This window comes from Streptococcus suis (assembly GCF_046032515.1).
Taxonomy (GTDB): domain Bacteria; phylum Bacillota; class Bacilli; order Lactobacillales; family Streptococcaceae; genus Streptococcus; species Streptococcus suis_AL.
Genome location: NZ_JARQPJ010000003.1, coordinates 15,667 through 34,466, shown reverse-complemented (window position 1 = coordinate 34,466; position 18,800 = coordinate 15,667). Strand labels below are relative to the sequence as shown.

Sequence of the window (18,800 nt, the reverse complement as noted above, 5' to 3'; positions counted from 1 at the left end):
CTTATTACTAATAGTATCCTGACTGCAATCATTTATCAACTAAAAGATAATACTGATTGCGGTCATTTTTACTTGAACCAAACCAAGTAATGATTTCTAGGTCACGAAGATTATGAAGTAATTTAACAACAAATGATCGGCTCCTGCCTGTAAGCTCAATGGCTTTTGCCGTTGTCATTCTCTCGCCTGAGTTATACATATAGTGGACAATCAATTGCTCGTCTGCTGTTAATTCACCAAAATCAGAGAACTGTTTTTCCAAGCTATCTCTTGTACGGAGATGTCGGCTGACAATGTTGTTCTCAAGCGTCAGGACAACCTTATTCCCAGGTTCTGAGAATTTAGGTTCATGTAGAAAAGCAGATTCCATCTCCGAGTAGATACGTTTAACACCTTCATTCATCTCACGTACCCAACCGAACTCGGTCAGAGTTCGAGCAATCCGAGGATTTCTTGAAAAACGTTCATGCTTGATATTGTCAACGGTGACAATATTGGGTAATTTCCCTGGGCTATGAATCTCTAGTCGATCATCAAACATAAGCACACGAATGTGATCACCATAGACAGAATAATCACGGTGAGTTACAGCATTGACAACACCTTCAAACCAGGCAAATTCAGGATACTCAGGAAAAATTTGGAATTGCCCATTGTCATCCAAATACTGAAATTCACGAAGCTGAGTACGAATAAAATCTCGAACCTTGATAATCAAAGTTGGGAGAGCATCATCAAAAGTTACTTCCTTAATAACATTAAAACTACTACCTGTTCCCATATCCGTACCATCAAATCGCTGAAAACGAACACGAGCTTGAGGAAAGAAAGCTGACGGATACTTTCCAAAAAGTAAAATGGCGGCTTTAGTCAATTTTCCATTAATCAAAAAACGTCTGGCTTTGAGAATTTCCTCTGTGGATCGCTCTGATAAATCAAAGTGACTTTTGAAATCCTGTACGATAGTTTCATCAATATCTTCCAGACTGGCGTCTGGCACCACTTCATCTTCAAAGAAACGTTGTCCCTTGTCATAGCTGAGCTGAGTGCGTTGCTCGTAGCTCAACTTGACTGTTTCATCACCCTGACGAAGATAAACCTCATCATTTGGCGCGGCAATCACACGATTTGATGACAATTCCACAGAGATAACTAAAATGAAATCTTCTTCACCCTTATGATTGATTACAGGGATTTCCTCAAAAGATAAATCCAAAGGAGTCTCACGCATCTCACGATCAATCTTTTTGAAATCGTCTATGGGATAAGCCCTGCCTTCCTTGAAACCAGTGATAATATTTTCCTGTTTCTCATCCTCAATACCAATAACCAATTGACCGCCATCCGCATTGGCAAAAGCAATCAGGTGTTTGAGAAGTTCAGACGGTTTCTTTCTGGCTGATTTTCTGTCTAGATATTGACTTTCTGGAGAAAATTGGTAATGGGAAAAGTTTTGATTCATGTAGTTCTCCTTAAACATATAAGAATACTTAAAAATTCATGATTTACAAAATCCTAGATTTTAAATGTACAATATTATTTCTCTCTTGCAATAGCGTCTCCTTTGGAATGTCCATAAGCTCTGAAAGTATCTCTACTGGAAGAGGATAGCCATACTTGAGATTAAATCGCTGGACTATAGATTGATTCTCAAATAAGCCCGCATCCGTCAGTAATTTATATGCCTGTTTAGCAAGGATTGGTCGTGATACCGGAATACTGGCATCCTCTGGCTCCTCCCTTCGCCATCCTCTGGCACTCATTCTTTTTTGTAGACGAGTATATTGTTCCGAGTTTAACAAACCCAAATCCTTTGCACGATAAATCATGCTGGCTATAGATACATTCCACTTAGATTTCAATTTCAAATAATATGCGAGGTCTTCTTCATGTCCTTTTAGATCTTTAGAAAAAGCAGAGGCTGGTAATAAAAAACTCGAAGCAAATCTATTAGCTTCTTGCTCCATTTGTCTATATTCAACATTGGAAAGCTCCTGTGGATATACTGTTCTAGCATGCAAAGCCCAATGCCCTAACTCATGAGCCAAGCTAAATTGTTGCCTGAAAAAATTATTATTATCTTGGTCGATTAAAATACAATAATATCTTTCAGAATCTGTTCCCATTTTCAATTCAACAAAACTTCCAAATGCATCCACTTTCTCAGACTTTGAATTAATTATTGCAATATGGAAGCCATTTGTTTCTAGTAACCTGAGAACACTAGAAATTGGGCTATCACCCAATCCCCAGCACTCTCTCATCTGATCTGCAACTTCCTCTGGTGAAGCATTTTCATGACTTTCAAATTCTGCTAATTTAGGAAAATCAACATATTCTTCAAAAAAATTCGCCAAGAGAGCCAGTGCTTTTTTTAGCATCTCACTAGACTTCTTCTCAGTTTGTGAGGATGTTAACTTACTCCTATAAAAAGTGCCTAAATCAGTAGTTATAAATTTATCTTTTGTTTGATAGTAGGACAGCGGAAATTTCAGTTCAAAAATTATTTTTTGCAATACCTCAGAACTCGGCTTTGATAAATTCTTTTCGTATTTAGAAATCATCTGTTTAGAAACTCCAACGTTCTCCGCCAATTGGCTAATGGAATAATGTCTAAAATATCTCGATTCCCTAAGTCTATCTCCATTAAATTCTTGAGCCATTATAGTATTCCTTTTACTATTGGTTTTAATGTAACAAGTTGAGGCTCATCTACTAAATCATTCACCTGTTCATCACGTATGACCTCAGTTCTAATTATACCAGCTGAACTTGGAAGTAAGTGCGAAATATCCACTGAACTAACTGATAAAAATTGTGGAGTGTAGTCTTCTAACGAAGCACTCACAGCTTCTTGACCTACGTAATCAACAATCAAAAATCTAATCTTAGTCACATGTTCACAATACTCACCAAGCATCCTAACCAAATCAGCTTCTCTTCTTTTCACTTCAGAGTTATCAGCATCAAAAAGAGAAAGCTGTTCTACTTCTTGTTCAGGGTAAAGTCCCTCATTTTTCAAGAGTAAACTTAAGGTATAATGAGTAGAGGTTCCTTTTTTAAAATATCGATTACGAATTGTCCTAAAATTATTTTTGGAGAAGAAGGCTATTAGTTCACCTGTCTCAATATTCAGTATAGGGTCAAATTGCCAAATTCCCCTCTTAATATGCAAAACTTTCCAAACAACACTATTATCAAATAAGTCTTTAAGCATATTCGATCTTCGTGCCCAAGTAGCCTGATGAATTCCATTTTGACTAGTCTCTGAGATAGCAACTTTATAATCCTGCTCCAGATGCCTAGTTGTAAAACTCATCGCTTCCAAACACTTGATGATTACTTCTCTTTCAATATCATAACTGTATTTCATTTATTCACCTCAATTCGTTTGTTATTTAACTTCATTATAACAGACCAAGGAGACAAAAACAAGAAAAACCAATAAAAAAGTCAACCAAAGTGTGCAGAGTTAAATAATCCCATCTCCTCAGCGATGCTAATATCTTTCTCCTTACACATACTCACATCTAAGTAGATTAAATAGCTAGTTACTAAATGCTATAATAAAAAAATAGGACAGCAAGCTATTTGCTATCCTAATAAATATTACCAATAGTTGTTCAATCCGAGATTACTCCACCTCTAAATTAAGATAAGAATCTGTACAATCAAGTTCGATGCTCATAAGCTGTTCGTCTACAAATTTGAATGTCACAATTGAGTTATCATTCTCTGTATCAATATCTCCGTCAACACCAGCATCCAAAATATAAGAAATGCTTACATTTTTGAACTCCTTATTATACTCTTTATTGTAGTAAAAATTTTCATCATGGAATATTGGATTATTTATCTTTACATTCTCAATAAACTGCGTACGAGTAATGAAGAGGTTTATTCCTTCATAAGCAACTCTAGCACCTAGATTCTCTTTAGTCTTACTAATCGTTTTTCCATAATGACCAACACTAATTCTTTTTATACGAGCATCTCCTACAGAAACAGCTCGTTTTTCAGTGTTTATGACAGTATAGCTAATGTCTATTGGTTTCATCACTTCTCCAATCTGAGAGGGCAATCGCAAACTTCTATCTTCCGCTTCACCATTTTCAAGTTCGAGTGCTAACAAACCTCCAGCTTCTTCCTCTCCGAGAATATTTTTATAGAGTGTATTTTCTGTCACATTAGCTAAATTGAAATTATAATCATCAATCGTGAAGTTTGTTCCAAGAGTGACCTCAATCTCCTCTTGTTCTTGGACAGGATAGATATCTTCAACTTCTTCGTAGGACATAGCATCATATACCGCATCATCTTCATTTAGAAAATCATAGCGATAGATACCTTGATCATCCAAAGTTCCTCGAGATGCTTTTGCATTTTTAAATTCGTGAACTTCGTCATAAGGAACCAATTGAAATTCACCATTTTTCGAGCTACTTGAATTGGTACTGCTTTCCTCGATCTGCTCCGTTGAACTAGTTTGACTAGATGATGTGGTCGTCTCGTTTGTTTTACTGTCACATGCTGTTAAAATCAAACCGCTAAAAATCAGTGTAATAATTATCTTTTTCATTTGTTATCTCCATTTACCATCTACTGTTTGATTACATTTTTTGTCAAATAATAATAGATTAGAATGCCTAATCCTGCTAGGTATAGAAAATATCCTATATTCAGTTCCCCATTCTTAAAAACATAAAAGGGATTAAGTCGGATAAAAGTAAGTGCGATAGCAATACTATAGTAAGCGAAAGCTTTATCATTACCACCTGCAAATGATAACAATAGAAGACCAGCTAGTATAACGATAGCTGTTGCAAAAATATAATTTGTAGCAAATGCTGGGACTCGTCCAATGGGCGAATTCTGCAAGGCAATAAATTTAAAAAATGGTGAAATCAATAACAATAGTGTGCCAACCGTGATTAGCTTATCCCTGTTAAAAGCCACCAGCACATCCTGAATGGTTAGGATGTTTTGAGAGATTCCCATCTCCAATTCTTGTTTTTTCACAAACCTTAAAAATAGGTACCCAAGGAACACCAAAATACTAAAGAAAAGAATATAGCGAATCACGGAGTAGCCACCTAACAAGTTAAAAGACTGTATTTTTGTAATTGAGGGAGACCATCCTGTAAAAAGACCTGCTGTAATTTCAGCGAATGTTCGAAATTTATTTGAACGGTTGGCCATTGATTGATCATTCGCCACAATAGTCGAAATATTATTTAGAAGGTTAAAAAGCCAAAATGTATTGACTACTCTCAAAGGAATAAATACCTTTTCATTCTTTGTAAAAACCGCCCCTAATTCAATTAACGACACCGCTAAGAATAAGCTCGGTCCAAAGAGCCCACTTACTGTTGCATACATATTGAACTGTTCGCCATTTCCATTGTCAATTACTTTAAAAAATGTTGACCATATTACAAGCACCAGGCTAATAATCAAGATCCTATGAACCAGTTCAACTTGCGACCTTATCTTTAAAAAATTATTTATCGTAATCATCTCTACTCCATTATCCCAACAATATTCAGCTAACACCTTAATGATTCTGTTTGATTGATTCATTAAGGTCTTGAATCAGTTTATCAATGCCTTTTATTTCATCAAAAAGCTCTTGGAACTCGCCACCTGACTTCTCTTTGTTCCTTTCATAGTAGGCATTCCCCAATGCTTGTATCAGAGTCTCTCGTTTTTTCTTTTCTGAGAAAATCTGAGCGTTGGCTTGGGCATTATGAGTGAGTTCCTTCGTTTTTTTACTAGCAATGACACTTACTTCCGTCAATTTAGAGGTAAAGTCGGAAAAGAAAGACCTAGTCTCCCTCCCCTTCGATAACTTTGTATCACATTGAATACACGTTTCAGCGCTTGTCTGGTTCGCTTTTCCGCAATTAAAACAAAATACTTTAGGACCAATTGCGTACTCTTCCAGTTTCGGCTCACTTACCTTATCATCATTAGCAAGATCTGATTCTATCGTCGCTTCCTTTTCGGTCGTCAAGTCTATTGCATCAACCACTGAATCAACATTGCTAACAAGAACGCTTTCTGTATCCGCAACTTCAAATTCTCCATTCTGACGGGCATCAACAAATTCTTTAGGTACGGGTTTGCGACCATGTTCTTGTTCAAAGGATACCATCCATTCTTCCTTAGTCACCATAACTTCTCCTTTCTTTAATTAGCCTGGTAATTGACGCCATGCTGATTTTGCATCACCGCAATTCGAGTGTCTATATCTGGAAAACCTAGTTCAAAGACTTTCTTAGACATTGTTTGATCAAAAGTATTAACCTTATCAAGATATAAACAATGTACCTGCCCCAACCCCTGCCTTACCATAAATCCATCAGACAATTCGACATCACGTCTTACAACAGATTTAACAAAAAGAAAGGTTAGTCCGAGAATTGCAGCTAAGGCTGCTAAACTTCCGTAGTATAAAATAGCTCCATTAGCGGCTTGTGACCTACCACCTGTCCAGAATGAACTTCTACGATCACCATAGTTTTTGTCCAAACTCCCAGATAACATGACGATTAGTCCAGCCAACACCAATAGTATATTAGCTCCAACAACAACGAGTAGCAAATTGGGTGCCATATTATGAATACGATGAAGTTCGAACTTAATTTTAGATTCTAAAAAATGAGGACTATCTAGTAAACTTTCAGATACTAAGATCCGATTCATCCCAACAGCATACGCAACTGGCAACTCATTTTGTATTATCCTAATTTCGATACTCTCTGGTAAGATTAGCCCCTGCTCTCGCTCCTTTTGGATTATCTTTGTAATTGGTTGAACAATTGTACTCTGATATTCTTGGCGTTCTATTGGCTTGGCACTAATCATCTTACAGACCATGTTTTGACCTGTTTCTGAAATCATAAACATCGATAACAATATGGCTAGTATCCCAGGCCAAACCGCTAGGCATAAACCTAGACCTATCAAGGTACTGAAGTAAGCTAAGATGGCCCACTTCTTATTCTCATAACAAAACTTCAAGTATGAAAACAGAGAATTTTTCCTATATCCGTACCCATTACTCGAATTACGTGCTGATCCTGCTTGATTATAATTTACAGAAACAACTTCTGCATCAAGATTACCGATTATCTCTCCAGCTTTTTCGGCTACTAAAACCTCTTCAACACTGGGTATTCGCCCATGAATCTCTTCAAATACCTCAATCCATTCTTCTTTCTTCATAATAACCCCCAACTCCTTGAAAGATACGAATAACACATTATATGCCTCACACAACCCCATACCAGAGAACTAAGCAAAACTTATTACTTAGAATGCTTTCATTGTGGATTCAACATTGCTACTGCTTCAATTGAAGGAATAAAATCAAGATTAGATAGAGCACTATCAATTTTGGAAAACGAAACAGGTATATTTTGTAGGATACATCATTGCGAATTCCAAGAAATCGAACTTGCTTTCACAATGGCAATACAATCTGCTTTCCATTTGCAAACAAGAGCATTACTTCTACGTTGTTTAACGAGGAAGAAAGTGAATTTTGCTTCCTCTTCAAAAAGCATTCAAGATAAAGATTATGATATTTTAACAACCAATGCGTATAAAAATAATCAGCAAGTTCTTTACAGTAAAACAAAGAAAGCAAAGAGATTAGGACAACTTGACAAAACGAAAACAGAAGCATTTGAAGTGTATCGTTTCGAAACTGTTTTGAAAAAAGATAAGATAAAATCCATTTTTTGTACATGTGTTCTTGAAGAAATTGATGATCTGAAAATCATTCAATACTTAGAGAGCTTGGTTTCAATTGGAGTCTTCAATTTAATAAAGGAAATCGAACAATCAGTAATAAATACTGATAGAGAATTATCCTCAATTTTCAGAGCAAAACCACGAGCTACATTCGAAGAATTGTTGAAAAAACAGATTAACGTTGCACATTCAACAAACACTCCTTTGATATTGGATGAAGAAATACTTAGTTTTTTAAATGCTCAATTTATTTCGAAAGAAAATAGATCACGTTTTAGAAAAAATTTAATAATAAAAAGTCAAAAAGAAACACAAGCTGAACAAGAATCTTTCTATCTAACAGAGATGATCACGTGGAATGTATTGATTATTCTACGACGAATGTTTGATGCACTTGATTTCGCGAGAAACAATGGGTTAGGTTGTCATAAGAATTACAACACGAATGAATTACATATTGTACAGATTCCAACTTTTTCAAAAGAATTCAGAAATGAAATATACTCATTGAACAATAAATTACGTCGAAAACATCATTATAAAATTGATTTATATAAATTAATTTTAAATCGATTGTTGAATATTAAAGAATTATTTAACGGTTTTTAATATGATTTTAGAACTTTATAAAACCTCAAAAACGTTGATATTACAGCATTTCGTAAAAAAATTGTCTTCCTAAATTGAAGACAAAACAGTCGATTAATCTATACATTTCTAAAAATCATCCGTTTTGAGTCCGCATTGTGGCATAATGACTAATGTCAAATTTAACCAAAAGGAAGAGCGTAAACATGCAAGTTATCTTACCTGATGAACAAATCAAACAAATTCAGATATTAATTTCAAGTTTAATTACATCAGAAATTGAAAAACAAATTCATCATCGAAATATTGGCAATTCGTATTTAAACAAAAAACAAGCATGCGAGTATCTCGGGATTTCAAATAACACTTTAGACGAATGGATTCGCAAAGGGCTTCCATCTATTAAGATCGGAAAAACAGTTCGTTTCAACAAACAAGCCATCGACGCATGGCTACTTTCGCAAAACTAGAAATATCTAACTTTTTATTTTATAATTGTCTTGATATTTTCTGGTTCGAAAAGAGGAGAATATCATGACTATCACGAAGACAAAAAACGGAACATATCGCTTAAAAGTGTATATTCCAACGGAAGCACGGATGCCACTTGGTATCGTCAATAATAACTATTTTGATAAGCGTTTCAAAAGCAAAAAGGAGGCACGACAAGCAGAGATAGACCTTTTAACAAAAATCAATCAGATTGAGAACAATGAGTTTACAGGGCTAGCCAAGATAGACATTCTATTCAAAGATTTTTACGAAAATGTCTGGTGGGAGTATTATAAAGCAGGACAGACCACTTCAACTACAAAGCCCCCAAGCAGGTCAACTATAGCCAATACAAAAACTTGTTTCAAAAAACATATTTTACCTATGCTAGGTAATTACACTATTCAATTTCTCAATCAGAACAAGCAAGTTATTCTAAACTTGATGACTGCTAAAGCTAATGAATACGCCAATTTCAAGACCTTGAGAAGCTATGTAATTTCCATATTTGATTGGGCAGAGGAATTAGAATATATAGAATCAAATAAAGTTGCCAAAACATTGCGTCGTATCAAAGCAACCAAGAAAATCCAATTAGCGGAAGCAAAGAGAGATGAAGACCTCTACCTTACACAGGAACAACTACAAGAGTGGTTCTCGGCTTTCCAAGATGACTTGACTAATGAAAAAATTTCGCTTAAAGACTATGTTCTATTTTATCTTACCTTCTTCTTGGGAGACCGAAAATCTGAATCTTATGCTTTGCAGTGGAAACACATTAATTTTGAAAAATCCCAAATTCAATTACTCCAAGCACTAGATAGGTATGGAGATGTGAAATCAACCAAAGGGAACAAGAAAACAACCTTTGCTATTTCATCTGACTTACTTCAACTTCTCCAGAATTGGAAAAAACAACAAAGGCAAGAACTTGCAAAGTTTGGAATCATTACAAATCCTGAACAGTTCGTCTTCACTTATATAGATACCAAAGGAAACATCAATAAACCTCTGCACGCAGATTATCTAAATAACAAAATGCGAACAGTTAAAAAGCGTCACCCACATCTGACACACGCTACACCTCATAAACTCCGACATACCGGAGCAACACTTGCCAAACAGGCAGGAATGAGTTTAGAAGATATTTCAGAAGCTTTGACACATAGTGATACTGGGACAACTCAGATTTATGTCAATACTTCTAATGTTGTCCCTATGGCAGTCGGTGAGCTTGCCCTTAAATCGCTAAAACAATAAGGTAAAAATAAGGTAAATTTTGAGGTGAACTTTTCAAAAAAACACGAAAAAAGCACCCATGAGGTAAACTCTTGAGTGCTTTGAAACGTTGATATATCGCAGATAATTAACGTTTAGAGAACTGGCTAGCTTTACGTGCTTTCTTAAGACCTGGTTTCTTACGTTCAACCATACGAGCGTCACGTGTAAGAAGGCCTGCGCGTTTCAATGAATCGCGGAAGTCTGGGTCTACTTGAAGCAATGCACGCGCGATACCGTGACGAATCGCACCTGATTGACCACCGTAACCACCACCGTTCACGTTAACGAAAACGTCGTATGAACCTTGTGTTGAAGTTACTGCGAATGGTTGGTTGATAACCAAACGAAGATCAGCGTGTGGGATGTACTCTTCTACATCTTTTTTGTTTACTGTGATTTTACCAGTACCTGGGACCAAACGTACGCGTGCAACCGCGTTTTTACGACGACCAGTACCTGTGTATTGTGCTTGTGCCATTTAGATTACGTCCTTTCCCTTAGATAAGACCTGAAATATCAAGTACTTCTGGTTGTTGTGCAGCGTGAGTGTGCTCAGCACCTACAAACACTTTCAGTTTCATGCCTTGTGCACGACCAAGTGTGTTGTGTGGAAGCATACCTTTAACTGATTTCTCAATCAAACGAACAGCGTTTTTAGAACGCAATTCACCAGCTGAGATTGATTTCAATCCGCCTGGGTGGTTTGAGTGAGTGTAGTAGATCTTATCAGTTGCTTTTTTACCAGTCAATTTCACTTTCTCAGCGTTGATAACGATAACGAAATCACCAGTATCAGTGTGAGGTGTGAAAGTTGGTTTGTTTTTACCACGAAGAACGCTTGCAACTACTGCTGAAAGGCGTCCAAGAGGTACATCAGTAGCGTCTACTACATACCATTTACGTTCAACTTGGCCTGGTTTAGCCATAAATGTTGTTTTGTTCATGATTTCTCCTATACGAATCGTTTTTGTTTACTGGGCGGATGTTCCGGTCCGCGGGTATTTGGAAGGTTCCGGGGCCTTTCAAATGGGGTAAACAATACCGTCTTCCATTTTATCAAATCTAACTAGCCTCGTCAAGCTATTTTGCTCTTATTTTCTTCTTTTTTGGTCCATAGCAGAGCTGCTGAGAATGAAAACCTTATCATAACCCTATCTCCTCACTGACTGCCCCATTTTAAAATAGGTGTGCCGCTTGCCTCTAACTGCCAAGGACAGGGCCAAGATATTTTCAGGGTCTGGCATCCGACCGTAACCCCCATCTCCGATATGGTGAATGTCCGAACCTACCCGCTTGTTGCTGAGCCCAAACTCCCGCACCGTCTGGCTATCCGCACTCTCCTGGCTAGTCCCGATAGTCGAAATAACCAAAGCCCCACGCGCCTTGACCTGACTGACGATCGGTGCCACGATTTCCTCCCGCACACCCGGCACCGTGCCGACCGCAGGAATGAGGACACCGTCTGCCCCCAAGTCCACAAAATCTAGCAGGGCTTGACTATCCACGACCGACTCTCCCAGACCTGCACCGTGCATTTTCCCCGCAAAGATGAGACCCTCAAAGTATTCTTTGGCAAGGCCAATAGCAGAGCGGATTGCAGCCATGGACACACCCGTAGCAGGATTACCTGTCAGCATGATGAAGTCCACGCCAAGAACTTGGGCCTGCCGCAGACTTTCTGAACTGACCTGACGACCTGGTTTTAGAAAAACCTGCTGGTCTTGGACTTCCTGACTAGTATCCACAGGCTCCAAGTTTATCCCGACCAATCGACCTGTCAACCGCTTGATTTCAGCGATAGGATTGTCGCAGTCGTAAAAGTCAACAATCTCCGGATAAAAGACATCTAATTCGTTGAGCACCAAAAGGTCACAACCAAAGGCAGCCATCATCTCCGCATTGGTCACCCCCGCAATTAAGGGAGCCGCTGTGACCACTGTTTCTCCCATGATAATCCGACCTTCACTGGACAAAATGGACTGCTTGAGCTCCTCCTTGGTCGCTCCCACCATATCACTGGCATAGCATGACAATAAACGTTTCATAAGAACCTCCAAATGGATATATTTTGTTATTTGTAACCGCTTTCTTTTTTGTGTGAATAAAGAAAAGAGATTATCTCTCTTTCTTATTGATGGATAGGATAGCTAGCACCCCTGTCCCTGTATGGGTGGCAATAATTGGCCCTAACTCTGTCAAGAGCACATCAGTAACACGGCTGTCTTCCAACAAGGTTGCCTTAATCGCTTCAGCCGCCTCAATATCACCTGTATAGGCTACCATAACCGTAGAATGATCCAAATTATCCAAGGTCAGGTTCAACATTTCCTTAATCCCTTTTTTACGACCACGGATTTTGGCAATGGCTTCTAACTTCCCTTCCGCATTGATCGCAAGGAGGGGCTTGATATTGACTAGACCGCCAATGAGGGCTGCCGATTTAGACAAGCGTCCACCTCGCACCAAATGATTAAGGTCATCGACCAAAAGGTAGGTCCGTAAGCGTGGCACCAAATCTTCTACGATTGCCTTGGTTTCTGCCAGAGTCTTACCTGCAGCACGTGCCTCAACGGCTTTCATGACTAAGTAGCCTTCTCCAATGGTCGCCGCCTTTGTATCAACGATGGTGATGACAGCATCAGGATAAGCATCCAAAACCATGTCTCGTGCAATGACTGCACTCTGGTAGGTCCCTGAAAGAGCAGCTGAGAAAGCGAGATAAAGCACCTCTTGACCTTCCTTGGCTGCCGCTTCAAAAACTTCTTCAAACTGACCAACATTGACCTGACTAGTTGTAGGAAGACCACCTGTTTCCATCTTTTCAAGCAAATCTGCAGAAGTCAAGCGGTTTTCACCGACTGTTTCATAGGTCACACCATCTAGGTTAATGGTCAAACCAAGCACGGTTACATCATTTTCTTGGACCCAGCTGATTGGCAAATCCGATGTCGAATCGGTTACGATTGTAAATGTCACTCTTTCATTTCCTCCATCATTTCTTTTAAGGCCTGAAAATTCCCATCTGACCAGGGATTAAGCCGTGGGGTGTAGAGTTCTACCTGGTCCACAAACTTGTCCAAGTCCTTTTTGATGACCTTGGTTCTCTCCTCTAACTCACGCGCCGAAACCCGTAAGGCCCCTTGTGAAAAGACCACCCATTGTTCGTTGAGGTCGCTGGTTGCGACGGAAACCTGCTTGCGACGGTCACTATTGAGCTGGGCACTGAGTCGTTCGATATAACTATCTGCTGTCTCTTCCTCCTCTGTAAAAATGACCGATACCTTGAATTCATCATACTGCTGGCGAAGACCTGGCACATGGTGGGCATCAAAGACACAAATTACCTCAATCTGTTCAAAGGCTGCGTAGTGAGACAAGGTGCGAAGCAAGGTCGTTCTGGCCGCATCCAAGTCTCCCTTTTTAAAATCTTGCTTGGTTGCCTGCCAAAAGGCAATCATGTTGCAGCCATCTACAATGAGAACTTTTTCTTTCATTTAGATTTTCTTCCGAAATACTTCGTACATGAGCACAGCTGCTGCTACGCTGGCGTTGAGAGATTGGACATGGCCCTTCATAGGAATAGTGATCATCTCATCCACCTGCTTTTTGATATTGCTGGAGATGCCCTTGCCTTCGTTGCCAATAATAAGGGCTAGTTTGCCAGCTGTATTCCACTTGTGGCTTGGGGTTCCGTTCATATCGGTACCAAATACCCAGAAACCAGCCTCCTTGAGTTTGTCGAGGGTTTGGCTAAGATTGGTCACTCGGGCAATTGGGACATGGGCCACCGCACCTGTTGAGGTCTTTGCCACAACGGGCGTCACGCCAACTGCTCGGTGCTTGGGAATGATGATGCCAGCTACCTGAGTGGCATCTGCGGTCCGCAAAATCGAGCCGAAGTTGTGGGGGTCTGTCAGACCGTCCAAGATGAGAATGAGGGGATTGTCTTCCTGCTCTGCCTTTTCCAAAATCACCGACAGGTCCGCATAGGCAAACTCAGAAACCCGCAGGACAAAGCCTTGGTGGACCGCACCTTCTGTCATGTCCGACAGGGTCTTCTTGGGCGTCCAAGAAATCGACACCTTTTTCTCTGCCGCGAGGGCCTTGATTTTTTCTACATTTTTTCCGCGTAAATCATCCTGGATGTAGAGCTTGTTGCCGGTGTTGGCCTCCAAACTCTCCACCACAGCATGTACACCATATACAATATCATTATGTTCCATAAGAGTATTATAGCATATTTTTGAAAAGGAAAAAGCCGAGAATTTCTCAGCTTTCTTAGTTCACACCGTTTTCCAGATAATAATGTTGGGCAACATACCAGTTGACACCCCCTTGTTCCGGATCTGTATCATACTCACTAGCTTCCAACTCCCCACGACTATTAATCCGATAACTCCAATCTCGTGGTTCAAAATTAGGGTCTGATGGTACAGTTACATCTGCATATACTAGACCATCTTCAGCTATACGAACACTTATGACAACCTGGTCTTTTCGATACTTTTCAATCATGACGCTACGGCTAAATAAATCATCCATGACCCAAGCTTTTACCTGATCTGTCGTTAAGTTTTTGGTATCAACCTGCGGTACAGGATTATGCAAATCTGTCAACGAAATCCAACCCTGTCCTGACTTTAATCTGCCCCAACTATGTCCTTCCTTTTGAGTCGTCTCAACTATCGTGTACGTTCCAGGTTCTATATCGGTCACAACTTCTCCAGATAAACTAGGTTCCTGACGAATAACCAGTCCTTGTTTTTTAATATCCACAGTAAACGATTGAACGGCGCTACCTACCTGAGACTGGCTAGAAGCTTGCAAACTTCCAGCAGTCTTACTAGTTGCTACCTCACTAGTCGAACTATCCTCAACTACGGCAGTATCCTTTCCATCTACATTTTTAGCAATAATTAAGTTAACCGCACTTCCCCGCTTTACCTTCTTCCCACTACTTGGAGAAGATACACTAACCATCCCAGGCTGAACTGACTGTCCACCAACTTCTGTTATTGTACCAACTTTTAACCCCTCTTCATACAGTAAATCCTTAGCTTCAGATAGCTCAATACCATATAATTCAGGAACTGTAACTTGAGAACTATCTTGGTAGACAAAATATAAGCCAGCCATTCCTAACACAGCCACAACACTTGAAATGATTAGCCATATCTTTCGTCTTTTTGCGTCTGCCAAACGTTTCTCAGCTTGCTCTCTTTGATAATTCTCATAATCTTCCTCAGCTTCGCTAAGCATTTGCTGGATGACAAATCGTTGACTCTCATCCGTAACCTGTGCTAAGTGCAATCGTAATTGAAAAATTCTATCCTTAAACTCTTTTTCAATTTGACGCTCATGCTCTTTTTGCAAAATGTTATTTTGTTTTTGAAGTGCTATTGCTTGAGCACTCATGGCTCGTGCTTGTGCATTCATACTCCTAATTTTCTCATTGTGTCGTTGCTGCTTCTCAAAAGAATTCATTGCACTTAACTCTCCCTCTCTTCATCGCTTAAAATCTACTCCAGAGCTTATAGGGTTGGTATTGCATGGTAATGCAATACCTGTTGTACTTAGTATAACAGGGCATATATAAAAGTGCCTGTGCAAACAATTAGATTTTACTTTTCTTTAAATCTTCCCTCTATACTTCAACTCAAATAGTTGCCCACGGTTAGATAGTGTGGTATCCTTATGCTTATCAATTTGTCCGTACAAGCGGACCAAAAGGAGAATATATGACACTTATTTTTGGAATTGTGGCAGGTCTGATTGCCTTTGCCATCGGTGGTTTGTGGTATGGTTTGATTTTCCGCGATGCTTGGATCAAGGCTTCAGGCATTGACATAGCTAAGGTAGAAGCAGATCGTCAGGCTGGCAAAAATGGCCAGAAGGAAATGGTGATTTCCCTTGTCATTGAAGCCCTGACTGCGATTGTTACTATTTTCTTCATCAAGACCCTCGGCGTTTCACCACTTCACGCAGCTGGTGGCATGGGCGTAATTGCGGTCCTTGCTTCATTGAAAAACTACGTCTTTGAGCAACGCCCTATCAACCTCATCCTCATCAACGAAAGCTACAAGCTGGTCTGCTACCTAGTAGTCGGTATTCTGGCTCTATTTGCATAAGCAATTCCCTCCTATCCTTAGGAGGTTTTTATTTTATGATACAATAGAAATAGACTAAAACCAAAGGAGCCACCATGTCCCTCTCCCTTCGAACGATTAAACTGATTTTTGCCACCGTTCTAGCTATTTACCTAGCGACCGCCCTAGGTTTGTCCTATGCGACAGCTGCCGGCATCATCGCCATTCTCAGCGTCCTCGACACCCGCAAGTCCAGCTTCAAAATGGCCCGCAACCGCCTCTTCTCTACCCTCCTGGCCCTGACCATAGCCGTCCTGACCTTCGCTCTCTTTGGCTTTGGCATCTGGACTCTGGTCATCTACCTGGCACTCTACGTCCCTCTGGCCTACCGTTTCAACTGGGAGGCTGGCATCGCCCCCTCGACCGTCCTCGTCACCCATCTCTTGCTAGAGCAGGATATTTCGCTGATTTTTTTGGGAAATGAGCTGACGCTTTTTCTGATTGGGGCAGGACTGGCACTCTTGTTTAACCTCTATATGCCCTCGCAAGAAAAGAAAATCGAGGCCTACCACGACCAAGTCGAAGACCTGCTCAAGCAGATTCTGCTCCGCTTTGAAGCCTTTCTGCTAAATGGCGACGGACGAAACGAGGCAGAATTGATTACGCAGTTGGATCAGACCTTGGAGCAAGCTCTGAAAGTCGTCTATCTAGACCGCCACAACCAGCTCTTCCAGCAGACCAATTACCAGGTCCATTACTTTGAAATGCGGGCCGCACAAAACAAAATCCTGCGGACCATGGCAGGAAATATCAACAAATGTTTACTGGAAGGCAGAGAAAATGTCATCCTGTCCAGCCTCTTCGAGCGAGCAGCCCAGCAACTGAGCCGAGAAAATTCTGCCAAGGAACTGCTCCTGGACATCGAACTCTTCCATGCCACCTTCCGCGAGCGACCTCTGCCGCAAACCAGGGAAGAATTTGAAACCCGGGCCACCCTCTTCCAACTCCTACACGATATGGAGGCCTTTATTCGCCTCAAGGTTGATTTTTACGAAGTCTATAAAGACCAAGAACCGTCAGTTTAAACCGACGGTTCTTCTATTTTTCCATGAAATTCATCTGATACTTGGTTGTGCAAATGCACGAAAGATAGGCCCATCATGACTGCATTCCCTGCGACTGCAATCATAAATTCTTCCTTGGAAGATACCTTTCCTAACCAAATGGAGAGGATTAAAATGAGATTATAAAGCAAAATATAAAGAGCCGTTATACGAATTTTTCTCAGTAGCTTCTTCATAAGGAGACCTCCTGTAAGTGTTTTCTATATTTATTATATAGAATTTAATAAAAAAAACAAGTATTTATGCGTTCTCAACCCAAAAAACCGCCAGATTTTCATCTAGCGGTCAGGTGTTTTATGAACGATTTTAGAAAGGTTAGACAATCGCCTTACTTGTTTCATCATCAAAGAAATGTGCTTTATTGAGGTTGAAGGTCAAGCGAACTTTGTCTCCTGGGTTGTGGTAGTCGCGTGCATCGACACGAGATACAAACTCTGTGCTACCCACTTTAGAGTAAAGCATAGTTTCTGCACCGAGAAGTTCAGACACAACTACTTCCGCTTCGATAATTGAACTTGGATAAGTGTCCAATTCCAACTGAGAAGCTTTGATGTCTTCTGGACGGATACCAAGTGTGAAGCTCTTGCCGTTGTAGCCTTTTTCTTCCAAATGCTTGCGACGACCTTCTGGAAGATCTACTTTGAAACCATCTCCAACAAGCACACCTTCTTGAAGAGTCACTGTAAAGAAGTTCATTGCAGGGCTACCGATGAAGCTGGCAACAAATTTGTTTACAGGTTTATTGTAGAGCTCTTCTGGGCTACCAATTTGTTCGATACGACCGATTGTACCTGTACCGGCTTCATTCTTAGTTGCAGACATGATAACGATACGATCTGCCAAGGTCATAGCTTCTGTTTGGTCGTGCGTTACGTAGATGGTTGTCGCACCAATACGGCGGTGGATTTTAGCAATCTCTGTACGCATGGACACACGCAATTTGGCATCCAAGTTTGACAAAGGTTCATCCATCAAGAATACTTTTGCATCACGAACGATGGCACGACCCATGGCAACACGTTGGCGTTGTCCACCTGAAAGGTCAGCTGGTTTACGTTCTAAGAATTCTGTCAAGCCAAGGATTTGTGCAGCTTCTTCTACACGTTTTTTGATTTCGTCCTTGCTGTATTTGCGCAACTTAAGACCAAAAGCCATATTGTCAAATACAGTCATGTGTGGATAGAGGGCATAGTTCTGGAATACCATGGCAATGTCACGGTCTTTTGGAGCCACATCATTCATCAACACGCCGTCGATGTACGCTTCCCCTTCTGTGATATCTTCCAAACCAGCAATCATACGAAGAGTTGTTGACTTACCACATCCTGAAGGACCTACGAATACGATAAATTCCTTGTCCTTGATGTCCAGGTTGAAGTCTTCAACTGAGTAATGCTCGCTGTTTGGGTATTTTTTATAGATATTTTTGAGATTTAGTTGAACCATGTTCAATCCTCGCTTTCTTTGATAG

The 18,800-nt window shown here is 40.1% G+C and carries 21 protein-coding genes; 5 read left to right on the top strand and 16 right to left on the bottom strand.

What is annotated here, in order from left to right:
- Positions 1–28: 28 nt before the first annotated feature.
- From P7J49_RS02260 to P7J49_RS02230, 7 genes are all read right to left on the bottom strand, one after another.
- The gene (locus P7J49_RS02260) at positions 29–1,462 is read right to left on the bottom strand and encodes an ATP-binding protein (RefSeq protein WP_408569160.1); all 1,434 of its coding nucleotides are present in this window, start codon (positions 1,460–1,462) and stop codon (positions 29–31) included.
- Between the two features lie 43 nt (positions 1,463–1,505).
- Positions 1,506–2,663, bottom strand: coding sequence for a helix-turn-helix domain-containing protein (locus tag P7J49_RS02255; protein WP_408569158.1), 1,158 nt, complete (start codon positions 2,661–2,663; stop codon positions 1,506–1,508).
- The gene (locus P7J49_RS02250) at positions 2,663–3,373 is read right to left on the bottom strand and encodes a DUF5986 family protein (RefSeq protein WP_408569156.1); all 711 of its coding nucleotides are present in this window, start codon (positions 3,371–3,373) and stop codon (positions 2,663–2,665) included. The genes P7J49_RS02255 and P7J49_RS02250 overlap by 1 nt, the downstream gene beginning before the upstream one ends.
- 261 nt (positions 3,374–3,634) lie before the next feature.
- Positions 3,635–4,579, bottom strand: a complete 945-nt coding sequence (locus P7J49_RS02245; RefSeq protein WP_408569154.1) for a hypothetical protein — start codon at positions 4,577–4,579, stop codon at positions 3,635–3,637.
- Positions 4,580–4,599: 20 nt separating this feature from the next.
- Complete coding sequence (locus P7J49_RS02240; RefSeq protein WP_408569152.1) at positions 4,600–5,580, bottom strand: hypothetical protein; 981 nt, start codon at positions 5,578–5,580, stop codon at positions 4,600–4,602.
- Positions 5,555–6,175: a hypothetical protein gene (locus P7J49_RS02235; RefSeq protein ID WP_024379196.1), complete on the bottom strand. Its 621-nt coding sequence runs from the start codon at positions 6,173–6,175 to the stop codon at positions 5,555–5,557. Before P7J49_RS02235 ends, P7J49_RS02240 begins: the two co-directional genes overlap by 26 nt.
- A 14-nt stretch (positions 6,176–6,189) precedes the next feature.
- Positions 6,190–7,227: a hypothetical protein gene (locus P7J49_RS02230; protein WP_408569150.1), complete on the bottom strand. Its 1,038-nt coding sequence runs from the start codon at positions 7,225–7,227 to the stop codon at positions 6,190–6,192.
- A 171-nt stretch (positions 7,228–7,398) separates the two neighbouring features.
- Between P7J49_RS02230 and P7J49_RS02225 the strand changes: the two genes are divergently transcribed.
- The 3 genes from P7J49_RS02225 to xerC all read left to right on the top strand — a co-directional run bounded on the left by P7J49_RS02225 (position 7,399) and on the right by xerC (position 10,098).
- Positions 7,399–8,367, top strand: a complete 969-nt coding sequence (locus P7J49_RS02225; RefSeq protein ID WP_408569148.1) for a hypothetical protein — start codon at positions 7,399–7,401, stop codon at positions 8,365–8,367.
- 185 nt (positions 8,368–8,552) lie between these two features.
- Positions 8,553–8,816 carry a helix-turn-helix domain-containing protein gene (locus P7J49_RS02220; protein WP_099810358.1) on the top strand — a complete coding sequence of 88 codons (264 nt, stop codon included), beginning with the start codon at positions 8,553–8,555 and terminating at the stop codon, positions 8,814–8,816.
- A 64-nt stretch (positions 8,817–8,880) separates the two neighbouring features.
- Positions 8,881–10,098: a tyrosine recombinase XerC gene (gene xerC / locus P7J49_RS02215; RefSeq protein ID WP_408569146.1), complete on the top strand. Its 1,218-nt coding sequence runs from the start codon at positions 8,881–8,883 to the stop codon at positions 10,096–10,098.
- A gap of 106 nt (positions 10,099–10,204) precedes the next feature.
- Here the strand turns inward: xerC and rpsI are convergent, their stop codons facing one another.
- The 7 genes from rpsI to P7J49_RS02180 form a co-directional block, all read right to left on the bottom strand.
- Positions 10,205–10,597, bottom strand: coding sequence for a 30S ribosomal protein S9 (rpsI, locus tag P7J49_RS02210; protein ID WP_002942223.1), 393 nt, complete (start codon positions 10,595–10,597; stop codon positions 10,205–10,207).
- 19 nt (positions 10,598–10,616) lie between these two features.
- Positions 10,617–11,063, bottom strand: a complete 447-nt coding sequence (gene rplM / locus P7J49_RS02205) for a 50S ribosomal protein L13 (RefSeq protein WP_002876943.1) — start codon at positions 11,061–11,063, stop codon at positions 10,617–10,619.
- A gap of 207 nt (positions 11,064–11,270) precedes the next feature.
- The gene (locus tag P7J49_RS02200) at positions 11,271–12,164 is read right to left on the bottom strand and encodes a haloacid dehalogenase-like hydrolase (protein WP_408569144.1); all 894 of its coding nucleotides are present in this window, start codon (positions 12,162–12,164) and stop codon (positions 11,271–11,273) included.
- Between the two features lie 70 nt (positions 12,165–12,234).
- Complete coding sequence (locus tag P7J49_RS02195) at positions 12,235–13,095, bottom strand: DegV family protein (protein WP_408569142.1); 861 nt, start codon at positions 13,093–13,095, stop codon at positions 12,235–12,237.
- A complete protein-coding gene (locus P7J49_RS02190; protein WP_408569140.1) occupies positions 13,092–13,613 on the bottom strand; it encodes an NYN domain-containing protein in 522 nt (173 codons plus the stop codon). Before P7J49_RS02190 ends, P7J49_RS02195 begins: the two co-directional genes overlap by 4 nt.
- On the bottom strand, positions 13,614–14,342 hold the full coding sequence (rlmB, locus tag P7J49_RS02185; protein ID WP_002939457.1) for a 23S rRNA (guanosine(2251)-2'-O)-methyltransferase RlmB: 729 nt from the start codon (positions 14,340–14,342) through the stop codon (positions 13,614–13,616).
- 55 nt (positions 14,343–14,397) lie between these two features.
- A complete protein-coding gene (locus P7J49_RS02180; RefSeq protein ID WP_408569138.1) occupies positions 14,398–15,555 on the bottom strand; it encodes a PASTA domain-containing protein in 1,158 nt (385 codons plus the stop codon).
- Positions 15,556–15,857: 302 nt separating this feature from the next.
- Here P7J49_RS02180 and P7J49_RS02175 point away from each other — a divergent pair, with 302 nt between their 5' ends.
- On the top strand, positions 15,858–16,247 hold the full coding sequence (locus P7J49_RS02175) for a DUF1761 domain-containing protein (RefSeq protein ID WP_408569137.1): 390 nt from the start codon (positions 15,858–15,860) through the stop codon (positions 16,245–16,247).
- 74 nt (positions 16,248–16,321) lie between these two features.
- Entirely contained in the window at positions 16,322–17,290 is a 969-nt protein-coding gene (locus tag P7J49_RS02170) for an aromatic acid exporter family protein (protein WP_408569135.1), read from the top strand.
- Here P7J49_RS02170 and P7J49_RS02165 read toward each other — a convergent pair.
- Both P7J49_RS02165 and P7J49_RS02160 read right to left on the bottom strand, forming a co-directional pair.
- Positions 17,287–17,505 carry a hypothetical protein gene (locus P7J49_RS02165; protein ID WP_172003929.1) on the bottom strand — a complete coding sequence of 73 codons (219 nt, stop codon included), beginning with the start codon at positions 17,503–17,505 and terminating at the stop codon, positions 17,287–17,289. The two genes, P7J49_RS02170 and P7J49_RS02165, sit on opposite strands and share 4 nt — an antisense overlap.
- A gap of 139 nt (positions 17,506–17,644) precedes the next feature.
- On the bottom strand, positions 17,645–18,775 hold the full coding sequence (locus P7J49_RS02160; protein WP_024378280.1) for an ABC transporter ATP-binding protein: 1,131 nt from the start codon (positions 18,773–18,775) through the stop codon (positions 17,645–17,647).
- Between the last annotated feature and the right edge of the window lie 25 nt (positions 18,776–18,800).

What these genes read in the sequence shown, in the direction of transcription:
- P7J49_RS02175 (WP_408569137.1), top strand. Translation starts at nt 15,858, where the DNA reads ATGACACTTATTTTTGGAATTGTGGCAGGTCTGATTGCCTTTGCCATC.
- rlmB (WP_002939457.1), bottom strand. Translation starts at nt 14,342, where the DNA reads ATGGAACATAATGATATTGTATATGGTGTACATGCTGTGGTGGAGAGT.
- xerC (WP_408569146.1), top strand. Translation starts at nt 8,881, where the DNA reads ATGACTATCACGAAGACAAAAAACGGAACATATCGCTTAAAAGTGTAT.
- P7J49_RS02200 (WP_408569144.1), bottom strand. Translation starts at nt 12,164, where the DNA reads ATGAAACGTTTATTGTCATGCTATGCCAGTGATATGGTGGGAGCGACC.
- P7J49_RS02260 (WP_408569160.1), bottom strand. Translation starts at nt 1,462, where the DNA reads ATGAATCAAAACTTTTCCCATTACCAATTTTCTCCAGAAAGTCAATAT.
- P7J49_RS02165 (WP_172003929.1), bottom strand. Translation starts at nt 17,505, where the DNA reads ATGAAGAAGCTACTGAGAAAAATTCGTATAACGGCTCTTTATATTTTG.
- P7J49_RS02250 (WP_408569156.1), bottom strand. Translation starts at nt 3,373, where the DNA reads ATGAAATACAGTTATGATATTGAAAGAGAAGTAATCATCAAGTGTTTG.
- P7J49_RS02230 (WP_408569150.1), bottom strand. Translation starts at nt 7,227, where the DNA reads ATGAAGAAAGAAGAATGGATTGAGGTATTTGAAGAGATTCATGGGCGA.
- P7J49_RS02235 (WP_024379196.1), bottom strand. Translation starts at nt 6,175, where the DNA reads ATGGTGACTAAGGAAGAATGGATGGTATCCTTTGAACAAGAACATGGT.
- P7J49_RS02240 (WP_408569152.1), bottom strand. Translation starts at nt 5,580, where the DNA reads ATGAATCAATCAAACAGAATCATTAAGGTGTTAGCTGAATATTGTTGG.
- P7J49_RS02160 (WP_024378280.1), bottom strand. Translation starts at nt 18,775, where the DNA reads ATGGTTCAACTAAATCTCAAAAATATCTATAAAAAATACCCAAACAGC.
- P7J49_RS02220 (WP_099810358.1), top strand. Translation starts at nt 8,553, where the DNA reads ATGCAAGTTATCTTACCTGATGAACAAATCAAACAAATTCAGATATTA.
- P7J49_RS02170 (WP_408569135.1), top strand. Translation starts at nt 16,322, where the DNA reads ATGTCCCTCTCCCTTCGAACGATTAAACTGATTTTTGCCACCGTTCTA.
- P7J49_RS02190 (WP_408569140.1), bottom strand. Translation starts at nt 13,613, where the DNA reads ATGAAAGAAAAAGTTCTCATTGTAGATGGCTGCAACATGATTGCCTTT.
- P7J49_RS02245 (WP_408569154.1), bottom strand. Translation starts at nt 4,579, where the DNA reads ATGAAAAAGATAATTATTACACTGATTTTTAGCGGTTTGATTTTAACA.
- rplM (WP_002876943.1), bottom strand. Translation starts at nt 11,063, where the DNA reads ATGAACAAAACAACATTTATGGCTAAACCAGGCCAAGTTGAACGTAAA.
- rpsI (WP_002942223.1), bottom strand. Translation starts at nt 10,597, where the DNA reads ATGGCACAAGCACAATACACAGGTACTGGTCGTCGTAAAAACGCGGTT.
- P7J49_RS02180 (WP_408569138.1), bottom strand. Translation starts at nt 15,555, where the DNA reads ATGAATGCACAAGCACGAGCCATGAGTGCTCAAGCAATAGCACTTCAA.
- P7J49_RS02255 (WP_408569158.1), bottom strand. Translation starts at nt 2,663, where the DNA reads ATGGCTCAAGAATTTAATGGAGATAGACTTAGGGAATCGAGATATTTT.